The organism is Clostridium sp. 1001283B150225_161107_B6 (assembly GCF_015556325.1).
GTDB lineage: Bacteria > Bacillota > Clostridia > Lachnospirales > Lachnospiraceae > Enterocloster.
Genome location: NZ_JADNMD010000001.1, coordinates 22,755 through 43,923 on the forward strand (window position 1 = coordinate 22,755; position 21,169 = coordinate 43,923).

Here is a 21,169-nt window from a genome sequence, read left to right on the forward strand (position 1 = left end):
TACTGATACACAAATAAAATCATCTAAGGAGGAAATACAACATGGATTACAGGATGTTGGGAGATATACTGCCGGCTGTGGAGGTCAGGCTTCAGGCAGGAGAGGCCATGTATACGCAGTCCGGAGGCATGGCATGGATGAGCGACGGGTTTACCTTGGACTCCAATGTAAAGGGAGGACTTATGAAGGGACTGGGAAGGATGTTTTCCGGGGAATCCCTTTTTATGGCTACCTATACAGCGTCCAGGCCGGACAGCGTCATTGCCTTTGCATCCACGGTACCAGGCAAGATACTGGCTATAGATACGGCTAAGACCAGCCTTATCTGTCAGAAGGGGGCGTTTCTCTGCGCCCAGCCAACTGTTGAAATCAGCACCGTACTTACAAAGAAGCTTTCAGCCGGATTCTTCGGCGGCGAGGGATTCATCCTTCAGCGGATACAGGGAAACGGCATGGCCTTTCTGGAAGTGGACGGGGATGTGGTGGAGAGGGTCTTGGCGCCGGGAGAAGTGTTTAAGGTGGATACGGGAAATGTATTTGCCTTTGAACCCAGCGTTTCCTATGAAATCGAGACGATTAAGGGCGTGAAGAATATGCTGTTCGGCGGCGAGGGCCTGTTCCTCACAAAACTGACAGGTCCGGGCAAGGTATACATGCAGACCATGAATATCGCGGAATTTACCGGCAGGATTGCCCAGGGGCTTCCCACTTCCAAATAATGAGGGAAATGTTGTAAAAATCCTAAAAAAACCCTTGTATATATGGAATTTTCATATTATACTTGTTTGGTATGAAAATTGCTGTCAACAGGCAGCGTATGGAAGCAGGAGTAATGGATGAGAGTAATTGCAGGCAGCGCCAGAAGGCTGCTTTTAAAGACACTGGATGGGCTGGATACCCGGCCCACCACGGATAGAATTAAGGAAACACTGTTTAACATGCTTCAGCCGGATTTGCCGGACTGCATGTTCCTGGACCTTTTTTCCGGCAGCGGGGCCATTGGGATTGAGGCACTGAGCCGGGGAGCCGGTCTGGCTGTAATGATTGAAAACAATCCAAAAGCATTGGAGTGCATCCGGGAGAACCTGGCCAGGACAAAGCTGGAGGACAGGTCCATGGTGATGGGCTGCGACGTGATAACCGGCCTGAAACGGCTGGAGGGCAAGAATTACAGGTTTGACATTGTATTCATGGACCCGCCCTATAACCATGAGTATGAGAAGCTGGTTCTGGATTATCTGAGCCACTCCCCTATGGTTACGGAGGACACCCTGATTGTAATTGAGGCATCTAAGGAGACGGAGTTTGGATGGCTGGAGGAGTCCGGCTGGCATATGATTAAAAGCAAAGAGTACAAGACCAACAAGCACGTGTTCGTTGGCAGAGGAGAGTAGATGAGGACAGCAGTATATCCGGGAAGCTTTGACCCAGTCACATTAGGCCATTATGACATCATTGAGCGCACAGCAAAGATGGTTGACAAATTAATCATCGGGGTCCTTAACAATAAGGCAAAATGCCCGTTGTTTTCTGCCCAGGAACGTGTTAATATGTTAAAGGAAGTGACTGCATCCCTGCCTAATGTGGAGATTCAGTCTTTTGAAGGTCTGCTCATTGACTTTGTGCGCAGGAATCATGCGGATATTGTGGTCAGAGGTCTGCGGGCCATTACTGATTTTGAATACGAGCTTCAGATGGCGCAGACCAACAGGGTTATTGCGCCGGAGATTGATACTATATTTTTGACGACTAATTTAAAATATTCATATTTGAGTTCCAGCATCGTGAAAGAGATTGCGGAGTACGAGGGGGAAATCAGTGAGTTCCTCCATCCGGTCATTGCAGCCAGGGTTAGAGAGAAGCTGGAGGAGAGGAGACGGTTGACATGATGAGTAGGATAGAGCAGTTAATCAGTGAAATCGAGGAATATATAGACAGTTGTAAATTCCAGGCATTATCTAACAGCAAGATTATTGTTAATAAGGAAGAGCTGGAGGAGCTGCTGGTGGAGCTGCGACTCAGGATACCGGATGAAATTAAGAAGTATCAGAAAATCATCAGCCAGCAGGAAACTATTTTAAATGAAGCCCAGGCCCAGGCGGACGCCATGCTGGACGACGCCAAGAAGCAGGCTGATTCCATGATGGCCCAGGTCAGCGAACAGACTTCTGAGATGATTAATGAGCATGAAATTATGCAGCAGGCATTTGCCCATGCCAATGAAGTGGTGGAGCAGGCCAGCATGCAGGCCCAGGCCATTGTGGATGCTGCTGTGAATGATGCCAATGGAATCCGCCAGAGTTCCATACAGTATACCGACGACATGCTGCGCAGTCTCCAGACCATCATCAACCATACTATGGAAGGCGCAAGGGGACGTTTCGACGCCTTCATGACTTCCATGCAGTCCAGCTATGATATTGTTTCCTCCAACCGCAATGAACTGTCAGGCGGCATAGTGAGGTCTGAGGAGGGGGAAGGCCAGGCTCCCCAGGATATGGATGAGGGCCAGCAGGTATAGGTCACCGGCGGCACAGGGCTACATAAAATATAAGACAGGACAGCGCGCTGTGGAGCAGCTTCCACAGCATATAATGCCGGATGGTCAATCCGGCATTTTTTAATACGCTTTTTGTCTGGAATATCCCTGAAAATCCGCCGAAAGCAGCGGAACCAATGATAAGCAGGGCGCCCATTTTTCCGGGCACCGAGGATGCGATAATCTGGATGCCGGTGGTGATTTCCACACTTCCCAGCAGGGCCGGGCGCAGCAGCGGGGGCATCTGAAAGGGAAACACGGTCAGATACAGTGCAAGAATAGAGAACAGCATAATATACCCGCCTATTTTGACCATGGTTTCGAAACAGCTCATCATATGGGTGTCAAAGGAAAAGCAGTCACCTGTGTCCAGCTCTGACCGGGCTGTCCGGGTTGCTTCAAGACACGCTTTCCTGCGTGGCTGTCTCTTATAATGATAGCAGCATCTGGCTAACAGGGAAAGGGGAAGTATGGGCAGGTACAGGGCTGCCAGCACAGCCCACAGCGGACAGGGCCGGGCCATGGAGGGAATCAGGGCAATCTGGGCCATGACGTATCCCAATACAAACATGGGGCTTGGGTGATTGCTGATGGCCAGCAGATATTTACCTTCCCGGGGAGAAAGCCTGCCCTGGTCTAAAAAGTCGCTGGTGGTTTTGGCACCCATGGGATAACCGCATAAAAGCCCGCTCATAAGGCAGAAGCTGCCCTGGTCCGACAGGGCCAGGATGCCTGAGAGGATGGGCTTAAAGGGTCCTGTTAAGATGTGGATGGCATCCATGGCCACGATAACACCGGAGCATATCATGAAGGGAAGGAGGGTGGGGAGGACCACATTTCCCCAGAGCACAAGCCCCTGCCTGGCGCCTTCCAGCGCAAGTCCGGGGTTGAACAACAGCATGAGCAGACAGAGGACAGACAGGATGCCTCCTATGGATTTTTTCATACGCACCTGAATACAATGGTTTATACAAATATATTGTAAAGGGTGGCGGGCTATGCCTTTGATTCTCATTTTGCTGCTGGCAGTATTCCAGTGTTCCATTACCAATTATCTGATTGCGAATCCGGATTATTACCAGCTGGGGCCCTATTCCTGGGAGAGCGGCGATTTCAGGGCTATGCGTCTGGGAAATACGGTGGCCGGGCTTGACAGCCTGGACCCGGACATGGTCACTACACTGATGGTGGAGCATGATTATGACCTTACAGGCCTTAAGGACACCCGGTATAACAACAGGATACTGGCAGCCGCCAGGCCTGCGGACTACAGAAAGCTGAAACAGGCATATGAGACTGTGCTGGGGGATTTGAAGTATTTTCCAATCCCGGAGAGCCGGAACAGGAACACGCCGGAGGTGGTGTTTGAGGACGGATGGATGGACGGCCGGGGGTATGTGAGCAGCGGCCAGACGGGAGAAGGTCAGGCGGGGGGAGGCCAGGCGGGCAGCGGCCAAAACGGGGGCGGCAAGGCGGACAGCGGCCAGACAGGCGGCAGTCAGAACGGCGGCAGCCCGAAGCGCCGCCATGAAGGCTGTGATATCATGGGTTCTGAGATGCCGCCCGGTTATTATCCGGTTGTCAGCATGACGGACGGAATCATCGAAAAAATCGGGTGGCTGGAAATGGGAGGATGGCGTATAGGCATACGGGCACCGGGAGGCGCCTATCTGTATTACGCCCATCTCTATGACTATGCCGGGGATTTTAAGGAGGGGGACAGGGTAAAGGCCGGGGAGCTGATTGGTTATATGGGGGACACAGGCTACGGAAAGACAGAAGGGACCAGAGGGAACTTTGACGTACATCTCCATGTGGGAATCTATATTAAAACAGACCACAATGAGGAGATGAGCGTGAATCCCTACTGGATTTTAAAATGGCTGGAGAAAAGGCGGCAGGTGTTTACATATTAAAGCATTTTTCTGACACATTCCAGAGTGTGTAAGCAAAGGCCAATCACGATGGATTGGCCTTGCTGGCGCGGTACTGGTTGGGGGTCACGCCGGTTATTTTCTTGAACAGGGTGCAGAAATACTTGGCATCCGGATATCCTGCCTGGAGGCAGACCATGTTGATTTTCATGTTTGTGTCCTGAAGCAGGCTTTTGGCGCGCTCTATGCGGTAGGAGGTCAGATAGTCCACAAAAGAACGGGACATCTCCTTCATGAATATCCGGCTGAGGTACTGGGGAGTGATGTTGAGCTGTTCCGCAACGGAATTCAGGGAAATCGGTTCTTTATAGCTCTTATCAATCACATGGAGGGCTTTCTGAATCAGGGGAGAGTAGCTGGCGGATGCGGGCCTGCACTGGCATGTCTCAAAATAGGAATCAATGCAGGCCCTGATTTCATGCATGGTTCTGGCGGCCGCCATCTGGTTTACCGCCTCCAGGTAAGCCTGTTTGGAGTCCAGCTTGACCAGACCGGACACGGCAGCTGCAAGTATGTGGCTGGGGTGGCAGGCGCCAGACTGCATCTGGCTGAGCTTTTTGAGCAGTATTTTTCTGCAGCCGTTAAAGTCGCTGCTGCAGAGCATGCGCTGCAGGTCCTTTTTAAAAAATGCATCCTCGCTTAATTCCCCTGCCTCCTGTTCCATGTATGCATCGTAGGCCAGAAAGGAGGAACAGCAGGTAATGGTCCAGGGAACCGCATTTCGGAGCCGTTCAAAGGCAAGGGGCCAGCTTCCGACGGAACCAGCCTGCCGCGTTTCATAAATGCAGGTCAGGTGTTCGTATGGCTCCAGCAGGGATGCAATCCGGTCTATCTTTCCGTGATGAATCATATGGTTTGTAAAACCAATCAGAATGCCGCGGTAGTGCTTATCCGGCAGGGTCAGGATATAATGGCCCCGTTCCTCTATGACAGCCTCCTTAACCTCCAGGGGAAGATGGTGCTCCTGTTCCATATAGACCACGGCCAGAAAATAATCCGTATAGCAGCAGGGGGCCAGGCGCTCTGTGAGCAGCACTGAATCCTCGTCCGACAGGAGATGGCACAGCTGGGGATTCTGGCTGTTTCTTTTTTTGTTCAGCTCCTTTAATTTGACTTCAATGAGATTCCTGAGTTTGGAGGGCACCACCGGTTTCAGAATATAATCTTCCACATGGTACTGCAGGGCCTTTCTGGCATATTCAAATTCCGCGTATCCGGTCAGCAGATATATGGTGCCTGCAAACGCCTTTTTGCAGAGCTTTTCCGTCATCACAAGTCCATCCCAGACAGGCATGTGAATATCGCTGATAATGATATCCGGATTCCAGCGGATGGCTTTGGCATAGCCCTCCCGCCCATCGCAGGCAGTGTCGATTTCCAGGTTGGGTATGGGCGCCAGTGTGGCTTTCAGGCCCTTTCTTGAGTTCTCTTCATCTTCCACAATTAACAATCGAAACATATCTGTCACTCCATTTCATTCATTGGTATAAATATCTTAAAGCAGGTTCCGCGGGGAGAGGAGGACACTAAAATCCGGCTGTGAGGATAATAGCCCTTTGTCCGGTATGCAATATTGGTCAGGCCGATGCCGGCAAAGGGTGACTGGCCTGTGGTAAAGAGAAGATTGATTTCCCGCACTGTTTCTTCCGGTATGCCGCAGCCGTTGTCTGTCACCTGCAGAAGCAGGTGGGTTTTGCCGATGATGCGGCAGGCAATCTCCAGGCAGCCCTTGCGGGGCAGGCTCTCAAATCCGTGAATCAGGGCGTTTTCCAGAAATGGCTGTAAAAGCAGCTTATGGATATAAATGCGCCCGCCCTTTGTCAGGTCGCTTATGTGGTAGGAAAAACGGCCGTGAAAGCGGCTTTTCTGTAAATCCAGGTAATTCTGCATCCAGCAGATTTCATCCTGGAGGGGAACCACGGAGTTCATGTTATAGACCGTGTGGCGCAGGATGGCAGCCAGCTTATTGAGCTGCTCGCTGACAGTCAGACAGTTTTCCTGGGCAGCTGTCCAGCAGATGGAGTCCAGGGTGTTGAACAGGAAATGGGGATTGATTTGGAGTTCCAGGGATTTTAACTCAGCTTCGCAGATTTTCTTATACTGCTGCTTGTTTTCATCCAGCAAACCCCGAATCTGTCCCAGCATCCGGTTAAAGGAGGACTCTATGATGCGGAGCTCATTTCTGCTCATGTTCCTGATTTCAATATCCAGATGGTTCTCATCAAACAGATTCATTTTGGCAGCCACATTTTCAATGGAGAATATGAACTTGTGGCAGAGCACATAGGCCACCAGCATGGCCACAAGCAGGATGGCCGATATGGCCAGGGTAATGGTGGTCCACAGCGCTTCCAGGTCCTTTGTCATCTGACCGTAATCCACAATGTTTATAAGGTGCAGGTCAAAATGCTCCAGAGGTATCTGGGACACCAGATAGTCTCCCTGCATGTCCCCGGAGTCAGAGGACAGGTTATCCCAGTCAATGTCCCTGTAACCCTCCAGTGCAGTAAGGTTTTTACCGGTGTGCCTGTCTTTGGAACAGATGAGCCTTCCGGAGGAATCCACCAGAAGCTTGTCCGTAAAGGGATAGACCTGGGAATCCGGGTTATTGATGGCGGAATTCATCTTGTCCGGCGAGATGAACAGAAGTATGCTGCCTGTTATCTTCATTTTTTCGTAATGAATGGTCCTGCTGCCCAGAAAGAACACCGGGTGCTCCGGGTCGTAATAAGGGCTGTCGTCGTGTATGGTACCAATGGCGGAGCGGGTGGAGGAAAGGAGCATTTTGTTCAGCTCTTCCTTATTTGCTTTGAAATAATCAATGATTGGCTGGGTCTTCTGCCGTTTCTGAACATAGATATAGGGGGTGCCGGTGGTGCTGATGACGCACAGGGCCTGTATTTCCGGGTACATGAGAATGTTGGCCTTGATATATGTTTCCAGTGATTCTGAGATGCGCCTGTATTCTGCGGAATCAGGGGAGACCTTGGACAGTTCCAGTATATTATCCATACAGGTGACATCAGTGGACATCTGGAACAGGATGCGCTTGTAGTCTGTCAGCACATTGTTGATGCTGTTCTGTGTCAGCTGCAGGTTATCCGCCAGGAGGGAATGGTTTTTGGTCAGCAGCATCTCAGATGTCTTTTCATAATTAAAAAGCTGAATGCTGATAACAGGAAGAAAGGTTACAAAGAACAGGAAAATGGTAATCTGGTATCGTATCTTATATAAAAAATGTGCCTTTATCCACCGGATAAATTTTCTCACACAAATCCCCCCTCGCACTGAAATGTAGTACTAATAAGTGGCTTAATTATAGAATTAACCATCAAATTAGTCAATATGGTTTAAAAAAGTGGAATGGATTTTGGTTAAAATATCAAAATGAAGTTAAAATAATGGAATTCCCTAAATTGGATTAAATGGATATACTAGGGACATCAGATGACAGAAAATACAGGAGGGGATTACATGAAAAAACGTTTATTCACAAGAGGAATTGCCCTTGGACTGGCAGCCGTCATGCTTGCAGGCTGTTCAGGAGCCGGCACAGGCAGCAGCACAGGAACCAGCCAGGAAACCCAGGACCCGGGCACCCCAGGCCAGGCTCCAGGGACCGCAGCCCAGGCCCAGGACCAGACCACCATTGAGATGTGGTATCACATTTCTCCGGACCAGGCAACGCTTCTGCTTCAAATGATTGATGAATTCCAGGAACTGCATCCGGACATCAAGGTGGAAACCCAGAGCGTGGCTTTTGCGGAAATCAAGAAACAGCTGTCCATTGGCGTTGCTGCGGACCAGCTGCCGGATGTAACGCTGTGCGATACGGTTGACAATGTATCCTTTGCAGCCATGGGAGCGGCCATGGATATTACAAGCGAGGTGGAGGCGTGGGGAGAACTGGAGAATTATTTTGAAGCTCCGGCCAACTCGGCCCAGTACGGGGGAAAGTATTACGGAGTTCCTTATTACAGCAACTGTCTTGCCATTATGTATAACAAAGACATTTTTGATGAAATGGGACTGGAGTATCCCACCAGCGACTGGACCTGGGATGATTTTAAGAATCTGACAGCGCAGACCACCACGGCGGACCATTACGGACTTACCATGTCCCTTATTAAATCAGAGGAAGGAACCTTTGACGTGCTTCCGTTTATCTGGCAGGCAGGAGCGGATTACGACAGCCTGGATTCGGACGGGGCAAAGGAAGCCCTTACCATGATTCATGATTTCTACCAGAACGGATATATGAGCAAGGAGCTGATATCCATGACGCAGGCAGATATGTGCGCCTCCCTGTTCGCAACCGGCAAGTCAGCCATGATGGTGGCCGGAAGCTGGCTGAATACCAATATCCAGAATGAGAATCCGGACCTGAATTACGGCGTGGTCACCTTCCCTAACTACAAAAATGCTGCTTCACCCATTGGAGGCGGAAACATCATGATGATGAAGGATGACAACAGGGAAGCGTCCTGGGAATTAATGAAATTCCTCAGCAGCAAGGAGAATTCCAGGAAATTCTGTGAGGATGCCGGTTATATTTCCCCAAGGGAGGATGCTGTGGCTGAGAGTACCCTGTGGCTGGATGACCCGATTCTTTCCGTCTATACGGAACAGTTAAAGATTGCAAAGGCCAGAGGACCTCATCCCAAGTGGCCGGAGATTTCCAGCGCCATTCAGTTTGCATACCAGGATGTGCTGTCAGGCGCCAAATCAGTGGATGATGCCCTGAAGCAGGCGGCAGCAGAGGTTGCGGAAATCATCAATGAATAGGGACGGAGCGCCCTTTTTGTGAAACGGAGTGGGAATATGGGATATAAGAGAGGATATTTCTTTAAGAAGAAGCTGACACTGTTTGCATTTGTCCTGCCGGGTGCAGCGTTCATGACTATCATGATTATTTTTCCAATCATAAGCAATATAATCATGAGCTTTAAGAATGTGGATTTAATGAATTTTGCCACAGGCGACAGCCATTTTGTGGGACTTAAGATTTACCGGAAAATATGCAGGACAGATGTCACGTGGATTGCCGTTAAGAATACCCTGATATTCACCGTATGGTGCCTTGTGTTCCAATTTCCCATCGGGTTTCTCATGGCCCTGTTCTTTGGCCAGGACTTTAAGGGGGCCGGTCCCCTGCGGGCCATCAATGTGGTGGCCTGGATGATTCCCATGGTTGCGGTTGCCGGCGTGTTCAAATACATGTTCAACAGCGATATAGGCATCATCAACCGCATCCTCATGGGGCTGCACCTGATATACAGGCCGGTGGAATGGCTGGCCCATGGGAACACGGCCATGGCCGCCATTATAATTGCAAACATATGGAAGGGCGTTCCCTTTAACATGATTCTTCTGGCAACAGCGCTGACCACGGTGCCCCAGGACATATATGAATCGGCCAGCATTGACGGCGCTACCAGAATACAAAGGTTTTTCTACATTACAGTGCCTCTTTTGAGGCCGGCCATCATATCCGTGCTGACCTTGGGATTCATATATACGTTTAAGGTATTTGACCTGGTATACGTGATGACAGGGGGAGGACCCGGCTCCTCCACGGAGATGCTGTCCACCCTGGCTTACCGCTATTCCTTCAGCGAATATAATTTCTCCCAGGGAGCAGCGGTGGCCAATATCCTGTTTGTACTGCTGATGGCAGTGGGAATGATTTATATTCATATTGTGACGCGGGAAGATGAAAATTAGGAGGTGGGGACAATGAAGGATAGAGAACATAATGGGGGCCGGAGGAAGGCTGTCCTGACAGCTGCGGGCATACTGATTACCTGTGTATTCCTGTTTCCTCTGTATTGGATGGTGACCACGTCCCTTAGACCGCCGGGGGAATCCTTTTCCAATCCGTCTTTTTTTCCCAGCAAAATAGTGTTTGATTCATATATTCTGAAAAACGAACATGGCGTCAGCCTGTTTACCTATCTGAAGAACAGTGTGGTGGTATCGGTGGGGGCGACAGCCCTCACCCTGGTTCTGGGGGTTCCGGCCTCCTATGGGCTGGCAAGATTTAAAAGCAGGATGATAAGCGTGCTCTTATTCATCTTCCTGGTGGCCCAGATGCTGCCCAGCTCCCTGATATTGACACCTCTGTTTGTGAATTTTAATAAGCTGGGCTTAATCAACAATCATCTGGGGGTTATCCTGTCTGACGCAACCATTACCATACCGTTTGTGGTCATTATACTCAGGACATATTTTAAGGACATACCCAGGGAACTGGAGGAGGCTGCCATCGTTGACGGATGCGGCCCCCTGGGAACATTCATCCGGATTATGGTTCCCATCAGCTATCCGGGCATCGTGACAGCGACTTCCATGGCGCTGTTCATGTCCTGGGGCGACATGGTGTTCTCGCTGACATTCCTGAACCAGGAAAAGCTGAAGACCCTGCCTCTGATTCTGTATAAGGCAATGGGGGAGCTGGGAGTCAGATGGGAGATTCTCATGGCCTATTCAACCGTGGTGGTGCTGCCCATTGTAATCGTATTTATATGCCTGCAGAAATACATAGTCAGCGGTCTGACAGCTGGCTCAGTCAAAGGGTGAGAGGAGTATAAAAGATGCAGAAAAGCCTTGGAGAAATCATGCACGGCCTATCCGGCGAGAGCCTGGCCCGTGAGGAAGAATTATTTGAAAACATGCCGGTATTTCCCAGAATCAGCCGGTCAAAGAACCTGACCATGCTGCTGGTGCATAAGGTGAAATCGTGTACGAATGTTCCAAAGGGATGCGATATCCTGGCAGAGGGCGTGTACGTGGATGAAAATTATACATACAGGTATCTGGATTACCGCCATGTGTTTACGGAAAAGCCCAACCGCGGGAACCTGTCCATCCGGCTCAGGTTTGTAAATGAAAACACGCTCCGGGTCACCATGGCAGAGGGATTTTTTGTGCCGGAGAACAGAACGGAAATGATTCAGGACATGAAAGAGACTGAATGCAGCGTAACCTGTTCTGAGACGGAGAATCAGATTGTAATGTCAACCAGGTGCGTGACAGCGGTGATTCAGAAGAATCCATGGAACCTGTCGGTTAAAAACAGGCATGGGGAGGTTATTTACCGCCAGTTCGGGAAGGACAGCCATTCCTTCATGCCCTATGAGATATGCCCCATGGGATTTTTATTTGACAGGAACACAAAGGAACAGTATGCCTGCGAATCGGCATGGTCTGAACCTTATGAACAGTTCTACGGTCTGGGAGAGAATTTTACGTCCGTGTCAAGAAAGGGCCGTCTCTTCGATTTGTGGAACACCAATTCCCTTGGAGTGAACACAGAGAGGGGATATAAATACATTCCCTTTTATATGAGTTCCAGGGGATACGGGATTTTTTATAATACCTCCAGGAAAATACGGTGCGATTTGGGGGCCACTTTATCCAAGGCAAACTATACCATGGTGGAAGGAACAATACTGGACTATTTTCTGATGGAGGGGGACAGGCTTAAGGACATTATTCCCGCGTATCACAGGCTGACAGGGCTGCCTGCTGTGCCGCCCAAATGGTCCTTCGGCATCTGGATGAGTAAAATCAGCTATGGCACCAGAGAGGAAGTGGAGCGGGTGGCAAAACAGATGAGAAGCAGAAAGCTGCCCTGCGATGTCATTCACATTGATACGGACTGGTTCACGGAAAACTGGGTGTGCGACTGGAAGTTTGATGAAAGGAAATTCCCCCGGGTGGAAGAGATGATTGATAAGCTCCACCGGGACGGATTTAAACTGTCCCTCTGGCAGCTTCCCTATATTGAACGGGGAAAGACCTCCTGTGAGGTATACGATGAGGCGGCGGCCAATGGATATTTTGCCGCAGGTCCGGACGGGGACCTTAAGTTTCCCCATGGCCTTATTGATTTTACCAACCCGGAAGCAGTCCGTTGGTATAAGGAAAAGCTGATAAAGCCCCTGCTCCGGAAGGGCGTGGATGTCATCAAGGCTGACTTTGGGGAATCCGCCCCGGCGTTCTTTCAGTATGCGGGCGCCGACGGCAGGGATATGCATAATCTGTATGCCCTGCTGTACAATAAGGCTGCCTATGAGGCGGCCATGGAAGAACTGGGAGAAGAAAAAGCCCTTATATGGGCCAGAAGCGCCTGGGCCGGTTCCCAGAAATATCCGGTTCACTGGGGAGGGGATGCGGGGACGGATTTTGGAAGCCTTGCAAGCTCTTTAAAGGGATGCCTGAACCTTTCATTAAGCGGTATACCCTTCTGGTCCAGCGACATAGGGGGATTCTGGTTTGAGAGCAGCCGGGAGCTTTATATCCGGTGGCTGGAATTCGGCATGTTCTGCTCCCACGCCAGATTTCACGGGTTTTATTCCAGGGAGCCATGGGATTTTGGACAGCAGGCCGTTGATATTTACAGAAAATATGCAGGTCTGCGCTACCGCCTGATTCCCTACATCTACAATGAGGCACTGACTGTCCGGGAGGAGGATACCCTGATACACAGGCCGGTGTTCTATGACTATCCCACGGATTTTAATACAGCCGGACTGGATACCCAGTATCTGTTTGGAAAAGAGCTTATGGTGATTCCTGTGTTAAATGAGGACAATACCGTTAGAATCTACCTTCCCCAGGGCCAATGGACGGATTTTTACGATGACGGGATTGTGGAAGGCGGGAAGTGGTTGGAACAGGTGGTTCCCCTGGATAAGATACCGGTCTATGTGAGGGAGAACGCCATCATTCCTATGGGGCCTGAGATGGAATATATAGGACAGAAGGCGGATGACCAGTGGGAAATCCACTGTTATCCCATGACGGGCAAGGGCAGGTTCTGTTCCTATGAACACGGATTTACCGTTGACATGGACGGGCTGGCCGGCAAAGTCCTTATACGCTGTACCAGGACGGATATGGACCTTACCTTTGTGGTCCATAATGTCTGCCCGGCCAGGGTCCAGGCAGGAGGACAGGACATTGATTTCAGGATGGACCACGGAATGGCCTGTATCCATGCAGGCAGTCTGCTGCATGACAGCGATATAACCATGGTCATTGAGAGAGGGGAGTAGGAAGTGGCATATTATACAATACCCAGATATGAGGGGAAGACAGAGGGAAACCGCATCATATGGGAGACAGCGGGAGAGCTGGTCTATATTGAACCATACGGAAAGGATGCCATACGGTTCCGTTCCAGCAAAAGCCTCCGGATTGATGAGGGGCTTAACTGGACCCTGGAGGAGCCTGCCTGTCCCGGGGAAGTATCCATAGAGGCGGATGATGAAAAGGCCAGGATAACAAACGGAAAGATTCAGGTAACCATAACAGGAGACGGCACGGTCACCTACCGGAATACCAGGACCGGAAAGGTGCTTCTGGAGGAATACTGGATTGACGGAAGGGTGCACACAGCGCCCCTTCGCAGGGCAAGGGAATACAGGGTCACCTCCGGCAGCCAGTTCAAGATAAGCCTGTACTTTAAGGCGGAGCCGGGTGAACATTTTTACGGTATGGGCCAGGACGCCAACGACTGCTTTGACCTAAAGGGAAGTACGGTGGAGCTGCTGCAGAAGAACGGAAAATGCACCATTCCTTATACCTATTCTTCCAGGGGATACGGATTCATATGGAATAATCCGGCCATAGGCCGCGCCGAGTTTGTCAACAACCATACCATGTGGCATGTGCAGTGCGCAAAGCAGATTGACTATGTGGTCATAGCAGGGGACACGCCGGGGGAAATCAATGAAAAATTCACCGCCATAACAGGCCGGGCCCCCATGCTGCCTGAATGGGCAGCCGGTTTCTGGCAGTGCAAGCTGCGCTATGAAACACAGGAGGAGCTGCTCCAGGTGGCCAGGGAGTATAAAAGAAGAGGGCTCCCCATTTCAGTCATAGTCATTGATTATTTCCACTGGACCATGCAGGGGGAATGGAAGTTTGACCCTGAGAAGTGGCCTGATCCAAAGGCCATGGTCAGTGAGCTTGCGTCCATGGGAATCAAACTGATGGTGTCCATCTGGCCCACCATAGACCCAAGGAGTGAGAATTATGCATATATGAGGGAGCATAATTACATACTCAGGGGTGAGCGGGGCGTGGATGTGGTATTCATGTTTTTTGGACCCCAGACCTATGTGGATACCACCCATCCGGGCGCCCGGGAGTTTTTCTGGTCCAGGGCAAAGGAGAATTACTACGATTATGGCATACGCACCTTCTGGCTGGATGAGGCGGAGCCGGAGATGCGGCCCTACGATTACGACAATGTGCGCATGTACCTTGGGAATGGGGAGGAGGTCAGCAATATCTACTGCGTGGGTTATGCTAAAGCATTTTATGACGGCCTGAAAGCCCAGGGCGAGGAAGTGTGCAATCTGGTCAGGTGTGCATGGCTGGGCTCCCAGCGGTATGGAATCGTACTGTGGTCCGGCGACATTGCCTCCACCTTTGACAGTCTGAGGAAACAGCTGAAGGCAGGGCTTAACGTGGCCATGTGCGGGATTCCCTGGTGGACAACGGACATCGGCGGTTTTATTAACGGGGACCCGGAGTCGGAAGAATTCCGGGAGCTGATGATAAGATGGTTTGAGTTCGGCGTATTTTGCCCTATATTCCGCCTGCACGGATTCAGGCTGCCCTATCCGGTAAGGGATATATTAAACCCGGATGGTTACTGCGGCTCAGGCGGTCCCAATGAGGTATGGAGCTTTGGGGACGAGGCATATGAAATTATACGCCGCTATATGTTTATCAGGGAAGAATTGCGGCCGTATATCATGGAGCAGATGAAGCTTGCGTCAGAAGACGGAACACCGGTCATGCGTCCTCTGTTCTATGATTTCAGCGGGGACGGGAACGTATATGACATAGGAGACGAGTACATGTTCGGGCCGGACCTTCTGGTGGCCCCGGTGGTGGAGCCGGGAGCCAGGAAACGGATGGTCTACCTGCCGGAGGGCTGCAGGTGGAAGGATGCTGGAAACAGCACGGTATATGACGGCGGAAGGTGGATTGAGGCGGATGCGCCTTTGGATAGGATTCCGTTGTTCCTGAAGGAGAGGGGGGTGTAAGGTACGCGGACGCGGGAGGTGCCGCGTCCGTGAGAGCCGGAAACGCAGGGCGGGAGGCGGCCGTTTCCGCAGTGGGAGAGAATAGAGCGCAGAGGGCAGGAAAAACCGGGGACCGCAAAAATTACGCCGGACTCTTGATGAGTCCGGCTCCATGTTTGCTTTGCTCCGGGCGCTGAACGCCCTGCGCAACCCCGTTTTTTCCTGCCCTCTGCGCCCAAGTCTCTCCGAACTGCTCCAAAGCCGCCTCCCGCCCTGCATTCCCGGCTCTCACCCACTACATATCCATAGCGTCCGCTGTCTCTTCCTCGCCGGAGAAAGAAAATTCGCTGGCTAATATGACGGGACAGCCGGAAAGCTATCGCTTAAAGGGCTGCAATCAAAGAGGTGCGGTCCTTACGGTCCTTGTTATCTACTGGTATGACGGTGACTCCGGCATACCAGTTTTTCTTTTCTTGCTCTGATTGGTATATAAATGATGTTGCGCAACGATGTGCAGCCTGCCCCCATTTTGCTTACGGACGGTTGCATCTTCCGCCCCCGCATCTTTTACATACCAGTCTCCCCAGAAGCTCACAGGCCCTGTCCATACACAGAACCACCGTATTGTCATACAGGAAGGAGAGAACCAGGCTGATGGACAGGGTGAGCAGGAAGGATGTGAGTATGCTGCCTGCAATTCCAAAGGACAAACCGTTTATGCCAGCCATATTGTCCACAATCCGGTGCAGCACAAGCCAGTGAACCAGCAGGATGGAAAAGCTGTACCTGCCTATGGCGGAGAGCACTGTTGGAATCGCTGCAAACAGGGTGTCTCCGTGCTTTCGGAAAAAGAGGAACAGGGCGCAGGTAAAGAGCATCTGGGGCGGTGCATTGTTGTAAACCAGCGGGCCAAGGCTTTCCGAGGCCATGATGGCAGCTGCCAGCACCAGACCCGACCCAAGGCCCGCTGTCATGAACAGGCGGTAGTGTTTCATGGCAGCCTGGGTGGTGCAGTAATATCCCAGCAGGAATATGGAGTCCCACGACGAGAGAAATGCGGGGGCAGCAAGCTGTATATGCACCAGAGGCCCGTAGGTATAGAGAAAATGCAGGATGAAAATTACTGCCACCAGCGCTTCCAGCATGGGTTCTGTCATGTGCCTTAACATGAGCCGGAAAAAGGGGGCTGCAACGTAAAACATCAGGATGATATATACCAGCCAGAAATGGGGGGTCTGGCCGCTGTCATTGGACAGGAAGCTGCGAATCAGGCTGCCCCAGTTCCCGGGATGGAGGGCGGAAATGCCGTCCACATAAAAAAAGTAAAGGAGATAATAGGCAAAACAGGGAATCAGAACCCGGACAAAGCGTCTGGAATAAAAGTGTAAGACGGATTCCTCCTTACCGCCCAGCAGAAGGGCGCCGCTGAGCATTATGAACAGCAGGTTGCAGCTCAAGCCCAGACCGGCCGCCGCCGCAAGCGCACTTCCGGCAAAGGTATGGGGAGGAAGCCCGGCATAAACAGGTTCCAGCACATGGACAAGGATGACCAGAAGGGCAGCCAGAACCCGGAGATAGTCCATGTAGACAATGCGGCCCGGCTTGTTCCGGTATCCGAGGAACAGCTCTTCCCAATAACCGGAGGATGTCCCGGCCCGCCGGATGTGAATCAGGCAGGAGCATGCTGCAAGAGCTGCTGCGGCAGCAAAGTGCTTTGGGCGGAACGGCTGGATGTGAAGGCCGTACCGAAGCTCCATGAGTATATATATAAGCGCGGTTAACATGAAAAAGGTCATACCATACCGAAGTTTCGTTCCATTCATAATAAAATGTCTCCATTGTGGCTGTCTTTTGTTGCTGCCTGCGGATACGATTCCGTCAGGTTTTTTACCAGTATACCATTAAGAGGATAAAAAACAACTGGAATATTCCATGATTTTGTATTATAATGATGCCTGCTATTTTTGGAAAGGTAGAAGATTGATAAATGACAAATAACATGACAGCCGGAAAACCGGCTAAACTGATATTACAGTTCATGATTCCCACCTGTCTGGGAAACATATTCCAGCAGTTTTATAACCTGGCTGATTCCGTTGTGGCCGGGCGCTTTATCGGAGTGGATGCCCTGGCAGCTATCGGAAGCACCACATCCCTTATATTCCTGGTGATTGGATGGCTGAACGGTCTTACCAGCGGTTTTTCCATCATGGTGGCCCAGCATTTCGGGGCCCGGAAATACGCAAGGATGCGCCACAATGTGGCCATGTCCATCTATCTGTGCCTGGCCTTTGTGCTGGTTATGACAATTGCGCTGGAAATACTGAATTATCCCATCCTCCGCCTGATGAATGCGCCGGACGGAATCATTCACGACACGGCCGGCTATATGGCGGTTATTTACGCAGGACTTTTTGCCACAGCTGCCTACAACGGGCTGGCAGCAGTCATGAGGGCTCTGGGGGACAGCCGGTCCCCTCTGTATTTCCTGATTATTTCCGCAATCATCAATGTGTTCCTGGATGTGGCATTCATTATCTGGTTCGGAATGGGAGTGGAGGGCTGCGCCTATGCCACCGTCATTGCCCAGGCTGTTTCCGCCCTGCTGTGTTTCCTCTATATTGTGAAGAAATTCGATATACTGAAGCTGGGCAGGGAGGATTTTTGCATCTCCTTTGGCACCATGGGGCGTCTGTTGTCAATCGGGATTCCCATGGGACTTCAGTTCTCCATAACAGCCATAGGCACCATCATTGTCCAGGGGGCAGTGAATGTTTTTGGGTCTGTGTACATTGCCGGTTTTTCAGCTGCGGGCAAGATACAGAACATTGTATCCACTGTATTCGTGGCATTTGGGGCAACGGCGGCAACCTATGTGGGACAGAACCGGGGCGCAGGACGTATGGACCGTGTTCACCAGGGCGTTAAATCCATACAGGTCATGATTCTGGTATGGAGCGTGGTGATGATTCTGGTCATCCGCTTTTTTGGGGATATGCTGATTCATATTTTCATCGATTCCTCGGAGACAGCGGTAATGGATGCTGCCAGAACGTATTTCAAGGCAGTGGCATGGTGCTACCCCTTCCTGGGAAGCATCTTCCTGTACAGGAATGCCCTGCAGGGCCTGGGATACGGACTCATGCCCATGATGGGCGGCGTGTTCGAGCTGCTGGCCAGGGCAGCCATAGTGGCGGCTGCGGCAGGAAGCTTCGGCTATATGGGCGTGTGCCTGGCAGACCCGGCGGCCTGGCTGGCAGCCCTGATTCCCATTGTGCCCTATTACTTTTACAAAATCTCCAGGATTTCCCGGAAAGAAACACACGGTAGCAGAATCATGGCGGATGTGATATGATTAAAACGATTGCGGCGGCCCGGTCCTGTGCTGCCGCAGAGAAACGAGGGCGGATGATATGACGGATGTGAGACAGCTTCCGGAGGCATTCCTGTCAGAGATGCAGGAGCTTCTGGGGGAGGAGTACGGGCAGTACCTGGAAAGCTTTAAAGAGGAGTGGAAGCCCGGACTCAGGGTAAATACATGGAAGGCAAAGCCCCAGGAGCTGGCAAAGCTGGTGCCGTGGAACCTGGAGCCGGTGCCGTGGACAGACAATGGCTTCTACTATGACGGGACGCTGGATGAGGAGGTATTAAGGCCCTCCAAGCATCCGGCTTATTATGCGGGACTTTATTACCTCCAGGAACCCAGCGCCATGACTCCGGCCGCAATGCTGCCTGTGGCTCCGGGAGACAGGGTGCTGGACCTCTGCGCTGCTCCGGGAGGCAAGAGCACGGAGCTGGCTTCAAGGCTTAAGGGCCAGGGTATGCTTGTGTCCAATGACATCAGCTATTCCAGGGCCAGGGCTCTGCTCAAAAATCTGGAGCTGGCCGGGGCAGCCAATATCTGCGTTACCAGTGAGACGCCTGAAAAGCTGGCCTGCGTGTGGCCGGAATTTTTTGATAAAATACTTGTGGACGCCCCTTGTTCCGGGGAAGGCATGTTCCGCCGGGATGAGAATATGGTTAGGGATTGGCTGGAAAAGGGACCGGAATATTATGCGCCCGTCCAGCGCCGTATACTTTCCCAGGCAGTTTCCATGCTCAGGCCGGGCGGGTACATGCTCTACTCTACCTGTACATTTTCCAGGCAGGAGGATGAGGAGAATGTCTCCTATGTGCTGAAGGAATTTCCCCAGATGGAATTGTGCTGTCTGGACCTTGATAAAGTGCCGGGAGCCTGCGGCGGCTTCGGGCTCTCCGGCTGTATGCGTCTGTTTCCCCACCGCTTAAGAGGCGAAGGGCATTTCCTGGCCCTGATGCGTAAACGGGGCGGGGATGACGGGGGGACCCGGGCAGCTCAGATTAGGACTTCCGGGACTGCGGACAAGGAAAAGGAGCTGGATGCATTTTTAAGGCAGTGCAGTGTGGAATGGGATTACAGCAGAATCGTTATACACCAGGACAATGCCTACTATCTGCCGGAAGGGCTTGCGTGGAACCTGCCCCTCAGATTCCTGCGCACGGGCCTGCTTTTGGGAGAGTTAAAAAAAGGGCGGTTTGAACCATCCCAGGCCCTGGCCATGTCCTTACAGGCCGGACAGTTTCCGGCTGCTGTCAGTTTTTGTGCGGATGACAGCCGGATTCTCCGCTACCTGAAAGGGGAGACCATTTCCCTGGAAGGAGGGGAAGGTCCGGTAAAGGGATGGTGCCTGGCAGCCATGGAGGGCTATGCGCTGGGCTGGGCCAAGGGTACGGGCATGAGTCTGAAGAATAAGTACTATCCCGGCTGGAGATGGCAGTAGCCGGGCGGACATACTGGAAGGAAAATAACGCAGTGGGAGGAAATGAACCGATGGCTGATAAGGGCAGGAAAAGTGAGCAGATGCGCCTGGACCGGTTTCTGGCTGAAATGGGATACGGAACCCGTACCCAGGTAAAGGATATGGTGAAAAAAGGCCGGGTCCGGATAAACGCAGAAGCGGTAAAGGCCGCGGACCGGAAGGTGAATCCGGAGACAGACCTTATAGAAGTGGACCGGAGCAGGGTGGCTTATGCCAGGATGGAATACTATATGCTCAACAAGCCCCGGGGCGTGGTGTCCGCTACCGAGGACAGAAAATATCCCACTGTGGTGGGGCTTATACGGGAAGCTCTGCGAAAAGACCTGTTTCCGGTGGGGCGGCTGGACATTGACACCGAGGGTCTTCTTCTCATCACCAATGACGGAGAGCTGGCCCATAATCTGCTGTCGCCTAAAAAGCATGTGGACAAGGTGTATCTGGCCCATGTATCGGGCGGACTCCCGGAGAACGCAGTAAGGCGTTTTGAGGAGGGAATCGGGCTGGAGGACGGCACCGTGACCCTTCCTGCAAAGCTTAAGATACAGGGGGCTGCGGGCACGGAGAAGGAGCTGCAGGAAGTCCTGGTAACCATCAGGGAGGGAAAGTTCCACCAGATTAAGCGAATGTTTGAGGCGCTGGGATGCAGGGTGGAGTATCTGAAGCGCATGTCCATGGGGCCCCTTGTGCTGGACCCGGTGCTGGAGCCAGGGGAATACCGTCCTCTGACTCCGGAGGAGGAGACTTCCATAAAGGATTGCGGGAACCGCAGAAACCGTGTATAACTATATAAGAGTCACAGAATACTTGCCAACATGT

Annotated in this window: 18 protein-coding genes; 13 read left to right on the top strand and 5 right to left on the bottom strand. The window is 51.7% G+C overall.

Translation table 11 applies throughout. From position 1 onward, the window contains the following. Window positions 1-41: 41 nt before the first annotated feature. The 4 genes from I2H39_RS00165 (at window position 42) to I2H39_RS00180 (ending at window position 2,521) form a co-directional block, all read left to right on the top strand. Window positions 42-719, top strand: coding sequence for a TIGR00266 family protein (locus tag I2H39_RS00165; RefSeq protein ID WP_138307355.1), 678 nt, complete (start codon window positions 42-44; stop codon window positions 717-719). Window positions 720-836: 117 nt separating this feature from the next. Continuing rightward, entirely contained in the window at window positions 837-1,394 is a 558-nt protein-coding gene (gene rsmD, locus I2H39_RS00170) for a 16S rRNA (guanine(966)-N(2))-methyltransferase RsmD (RefSeq protein ID WP_138307353.1), read from the top strand. Further along, window positions 1,395-1,889, top strand: a complete 495-nt coding sequence (coaD, locus tag I2H39_RS00175) for a pantetheine-phosphate adenylyltransferase (RefSeq protein WP_138307351.1) — start codon at window positions 1,395-1,397, stop codon at window positions 1,887-1,889. Beyond that, a complete protein-coding gene (locus tag I2H39_RS00180) occupies window positions 1,889-2,521 on the top strand; it encodes a vacuolar family H+-ATPase subunit H (protein WP_347563807.1) in 633 nt (210 codons plus the stop codon). Before coaD ends, I2H39_RS00180 begins: the two co-directional genes overlap by 1 nt. A gap of 1 nt (window position 2,522) precedes the next feature. Here the strand turns inward: I2H39_RS00180 and I2H39_RS00185 are convergent, their stop codons facing one another. Further along, window positions 2,523-3,485, bottom strand: coding sequence for a nucleoside recognition protein (locus I2H39_RS00185; RefSeq protein WP_195625508.1), 963 nt, complete (start codon window positions 3,483-3,485; stop codon window positions 2,523-2,525). 52 nt (window positions 3,486-3,537) lie between these two features. Here I2H39_RS00185 and I2H39_RS00190 point away from each other — a divergent pair, with 52 nt between their 5' ends. After that, window positions 3,538-4,455: a M23 family metallopeptidase gene (locus tag I2H39_RS00190; protein WP_195625509.1), complete on the top strand. Its 918-nt coding sequence runs from the start codon at window positions 3,538-3,540 to the stop codon at window positions 4,453-4,455. A gap of 43 nt (window positions 4,456-4,498) precedes the next feature. On the opposite strand, the gene I2H39_RS00195 is transcribed toward I2H39_RS00190, so the two are convergent. Both I2H39_RS00195 and I2H39_RS29565 read right to left on the bottom strand, forming a co-directional pair. Continuing rightward, complete coding sequence (locus I2H39_RS00195) at window positions 4,499-5,932, bottom strand: helix-turn-helix domain-containing protein (RefSeq protein WP_195625510.1); 1,434 nt, start codon at window positions 5,930-5,932, stop codon at window positions 4,499-4,501. Window positions 5,933-5,937: 5 nt separating this feature from the next. Then, on the bottom strand, window positions 5,938-7,743 hold the full coding sequence (locus tag I2H39_RS29565) for a histidine kinase (RefSeq protein WP_138307341.1): 1,806 nt from the start codon (window positions 7,741-7,743) through the stop codon (window positions 5,938-5,940). Window positions 7,744-7,947: 204 nt separating this feature from the next. Here I2H39_RS29565 and I2H39_RS00205 point away from each other — a divergent pair, with 204 nt between their 5' ends. From I2H39_RS00205 to I2H39_RS00225, 5 genes are read left to right on the top strand one after another with little or no spacing between them, the layout of a single operon-like run. Beyond that, complete coding sequence (locus tag I2H39_RS00205; RefSeq protein ID WP_138307339.1) at window positions 7,948-9,258, top strand: ABC transporter substrate-binding protein; 1,311 nt, start codon at window positions 7,948-7,950, stop codon at window positions 9,256-9,258. Window positions 9,259-9,294: 36 nt separating this feature from the next. Continuing rightward, window positions 9,295-10,197 carry a sugar ABC transporter permease gene (locus I2H39_RS00210; RefSeq protein WP_195625511.1) on the top strand — a complete coding sequence of 301 codons (903 nt, stop codon included), beginning with the start codon at window positions 9,295-9,297 and terminating at the stop codon, window positions 10,195-10,197. 12 nt (window positions 10,198-10,209) lie between these two features. Continuing rightward, window positions 10,210-11,052: a carbohydrate ABC transporter permease gene (locus I2H39_RS00215; protein WP_195625512.1), complete on the top strand. Its 843-nt coding sequence runs from the start codon at window positions 10,210-10,212 to the stop codon at window positions 11,050-11,052. Window positions 11,053-11,066: 14 nt separating this feature from the next. Continuing rightward, a complete protein-coding gene (locus I2H39_RS00220) occupies window positions 11,067-13,532 on the top strand; it encodes a TIM-barrel domain-containing protein (protein WP_195625513.1) in 2,466 nt (821 codons plus the stop codon). Between the two features lie 3 nt (window positions 13,533-13,535). Continuing rightward, window positions 13,536-15,536: a glycoside hydrolase family 31 protein gene (locus tag I2H39_RS00225; protein ID WP_138307330.1), complete on the top strand. Its 2,001-nt coding sequence runs from the start codon at window positions 13,536-13,538 to the stop codon at window positions 15,534-15,536. 121 nt (window positions 15,537-15,657) lie between these two features. Here I2H39_RS00225 and I2H39_RS28765 read toward each other — a convergent pair whose 3' ends face one another. Further along, the gene (locus tag I2H39_RS28765) at window positions 15,658-15,807 is read right to left on the bottom strand and encodes a hypothetical protein (protein ID WP_207746737.1); all 150 of its coding nucleotides are present in this window, start codon (window positions 15,805-15,807) and stop codon (window positions 15,658-15,660) included. 241 nt (window positions 15,808-16,048) lie between these two features. After that, window positions 16,049-17,338 (bottom strand): acyltransferase, encoded by a 1,290-nt coding sequence (locus I2H39_RS00230; RefSeq protein ID WP_195625514.1) that lies wholly within the window; start codon window positions 17,336-17,338, stop codon window positions 16,049-16,051. A gap of 164 nt (window positions 17,339-17,502) precedes the next feature. Between I2H39_RS00230 and I2H39_RS00235 the strand changes: the two genes are divergently transcribed. The 3 genes from I2H39_RS00235 to I2H39_RS00245 are packed head-to-tail and all read left to right on the top strand — an operon-like array spanning window position 17,503 to window position 21,135. Further along, window positions 17,503-18,870 carry an MATE family efflux transporter gene (locus I2H39_RS00235; RefSeq protein ID WP_195625515.1) on the top strand — a complete coding sequence of 456 codons (1,368 nt, stop codon included), beginning with the start codon at window positions 17,503-17,505 and terminating at the stop codon, window positions 18,868-18,870. A 58-nt stretch (window positions 18,871-18,928) separates the two neighbouring features. Further along, a complete protein-coding gene (locus tag I2H39_RS00240; protein ID WP_195625516.1) occupies window positions 18,929-20,314 on the top strand; it encodes an RsmB/NOP family class I SAM-dependent RNA methyltransferase in 1,386 nt (461 codons plus the stop codon). After that, a complete protein-coding gene (locus tag I2H39_RS00245; protein ID WP_330640924.1) occupies window positions 20,305-21,135 on the top strand; it encodes a pseudouridine synthase in 831 nt (276 codons plus the stop codon). The genes I2H39_RS00240 and I2H39_RS00245 overlap by 10 nt, the downstream gene beginning before the upstream one ends. Window positions 21,136-21,169 lie beyond the last annotated feature (34 nt).

Excerpts from the sequence above, each read along its gene's own strand:
- I2H39_RS00245 (WP_330640924.1), top strand. The coding sequence starts at position 20,305 with ATGGCAGTAGCCGGGCGGACATACTGGAAGGAAAATAACGCAGTGGGA.
- I2H39_RS00215 (WP_195625512.1), top strand. The coding sequence starts at position 10,210 with ATGAAGGATAGAGAACATAATGGGGGCCGGAGGAAGGCTGTCCTGACA.
- I2H39_RS00185 (WP_195625508.1), bottom strand. The coding sequence starts at position 3,485 with ATGAAAAAATCCATAGGAGGCATCCTGTCTGTCCTCTGTCTGCTCATG.
- I2H39_RS00235 (WP_195625515.1), top strand. The coding sequence starts at position 17,503 with ATGACAAATAACATGACAGCCGGAAAACCGGCTAAACTGATATTACAG.
- I2H39_RS00190 (WP_195625509.1), top strand. The coding sequence starts at position 3,538 with ATGCCTTTGATTCTCATTTTGCTGCTGGCAGTATTCCAGTGTTCCATT.
- rsmD (WP_138307353.1), top strand. The coding sequence starts at position 837 with ATGAGAGTAATTGCAGGCAGCGCCAGAAGGCTGCTTTTAAAGACACTG.
- I2H39_RS00240 (WP_195625516.1), top strand. The coding sequence starts at position 18,929 with ATGACGGATGTGAGACAGCTTCCGGAGGCATTCCTGTCAGAGATGCAG.
- I2H39_RS00205 (WP_138307339.1), top strand. The coding sequence starts at position 7,948 with ATGAAAAAACGTTTATTCACAAGAGGAATTGCCCTTGGACTGGCAGCC.
- I2H39_RS00195 (WP_195625510.1), bottom strand. The coding sequence starts at position 5,932 with ATGTTTCGATTGTTAATTGTGGAAGATGAAGAGAACTCAAGAAAGGGC.
- I2H39_RS00220 (WP_195625513.1), top strand. The coding sequence starts at position 11,067 with ATGCAGAAAAGCCTTGGAGAAATCATGCACGGCCTATCCGGCGAGAGC.
- I2H39_RS00210 (WP_195625511.1), top strand. The coding sequence starts at position 9,295 with ATGGGATATAAGAGAGGATATTTCTTTAAGAAGAAGCTGACACTGTTT.
- I2H39_RS00230 (WP_195625514.1), bottom strand. The coding sequence starts at position 17,338 with ATGAATGGAACGAAACTTCGGTATGGTATGACCTTTTTCATGTTAACC.
- coaD (WP_138307351.1), top strand. The coding sequence starts at position 1,395 with ATGAGGACAGCAGTATATCCGGGAAGCTTTGACCCAGTCACATTAGGC.
- I2H39_RS00180 (WP_347563807.1), top strand. The coding sequence starts at position 1,889 with ATGAGTAGGATAGAGCAGTTAATCAGTGAAATCGAGGAATATATAGAC.
- I2H39_RS00165 (WP_138307355.1), top strand. The coding sequence starts at position 42 with ATGGATTACAGGATGTTGGGAGATATACTGCCGGCTGTGGAGGTCAGG.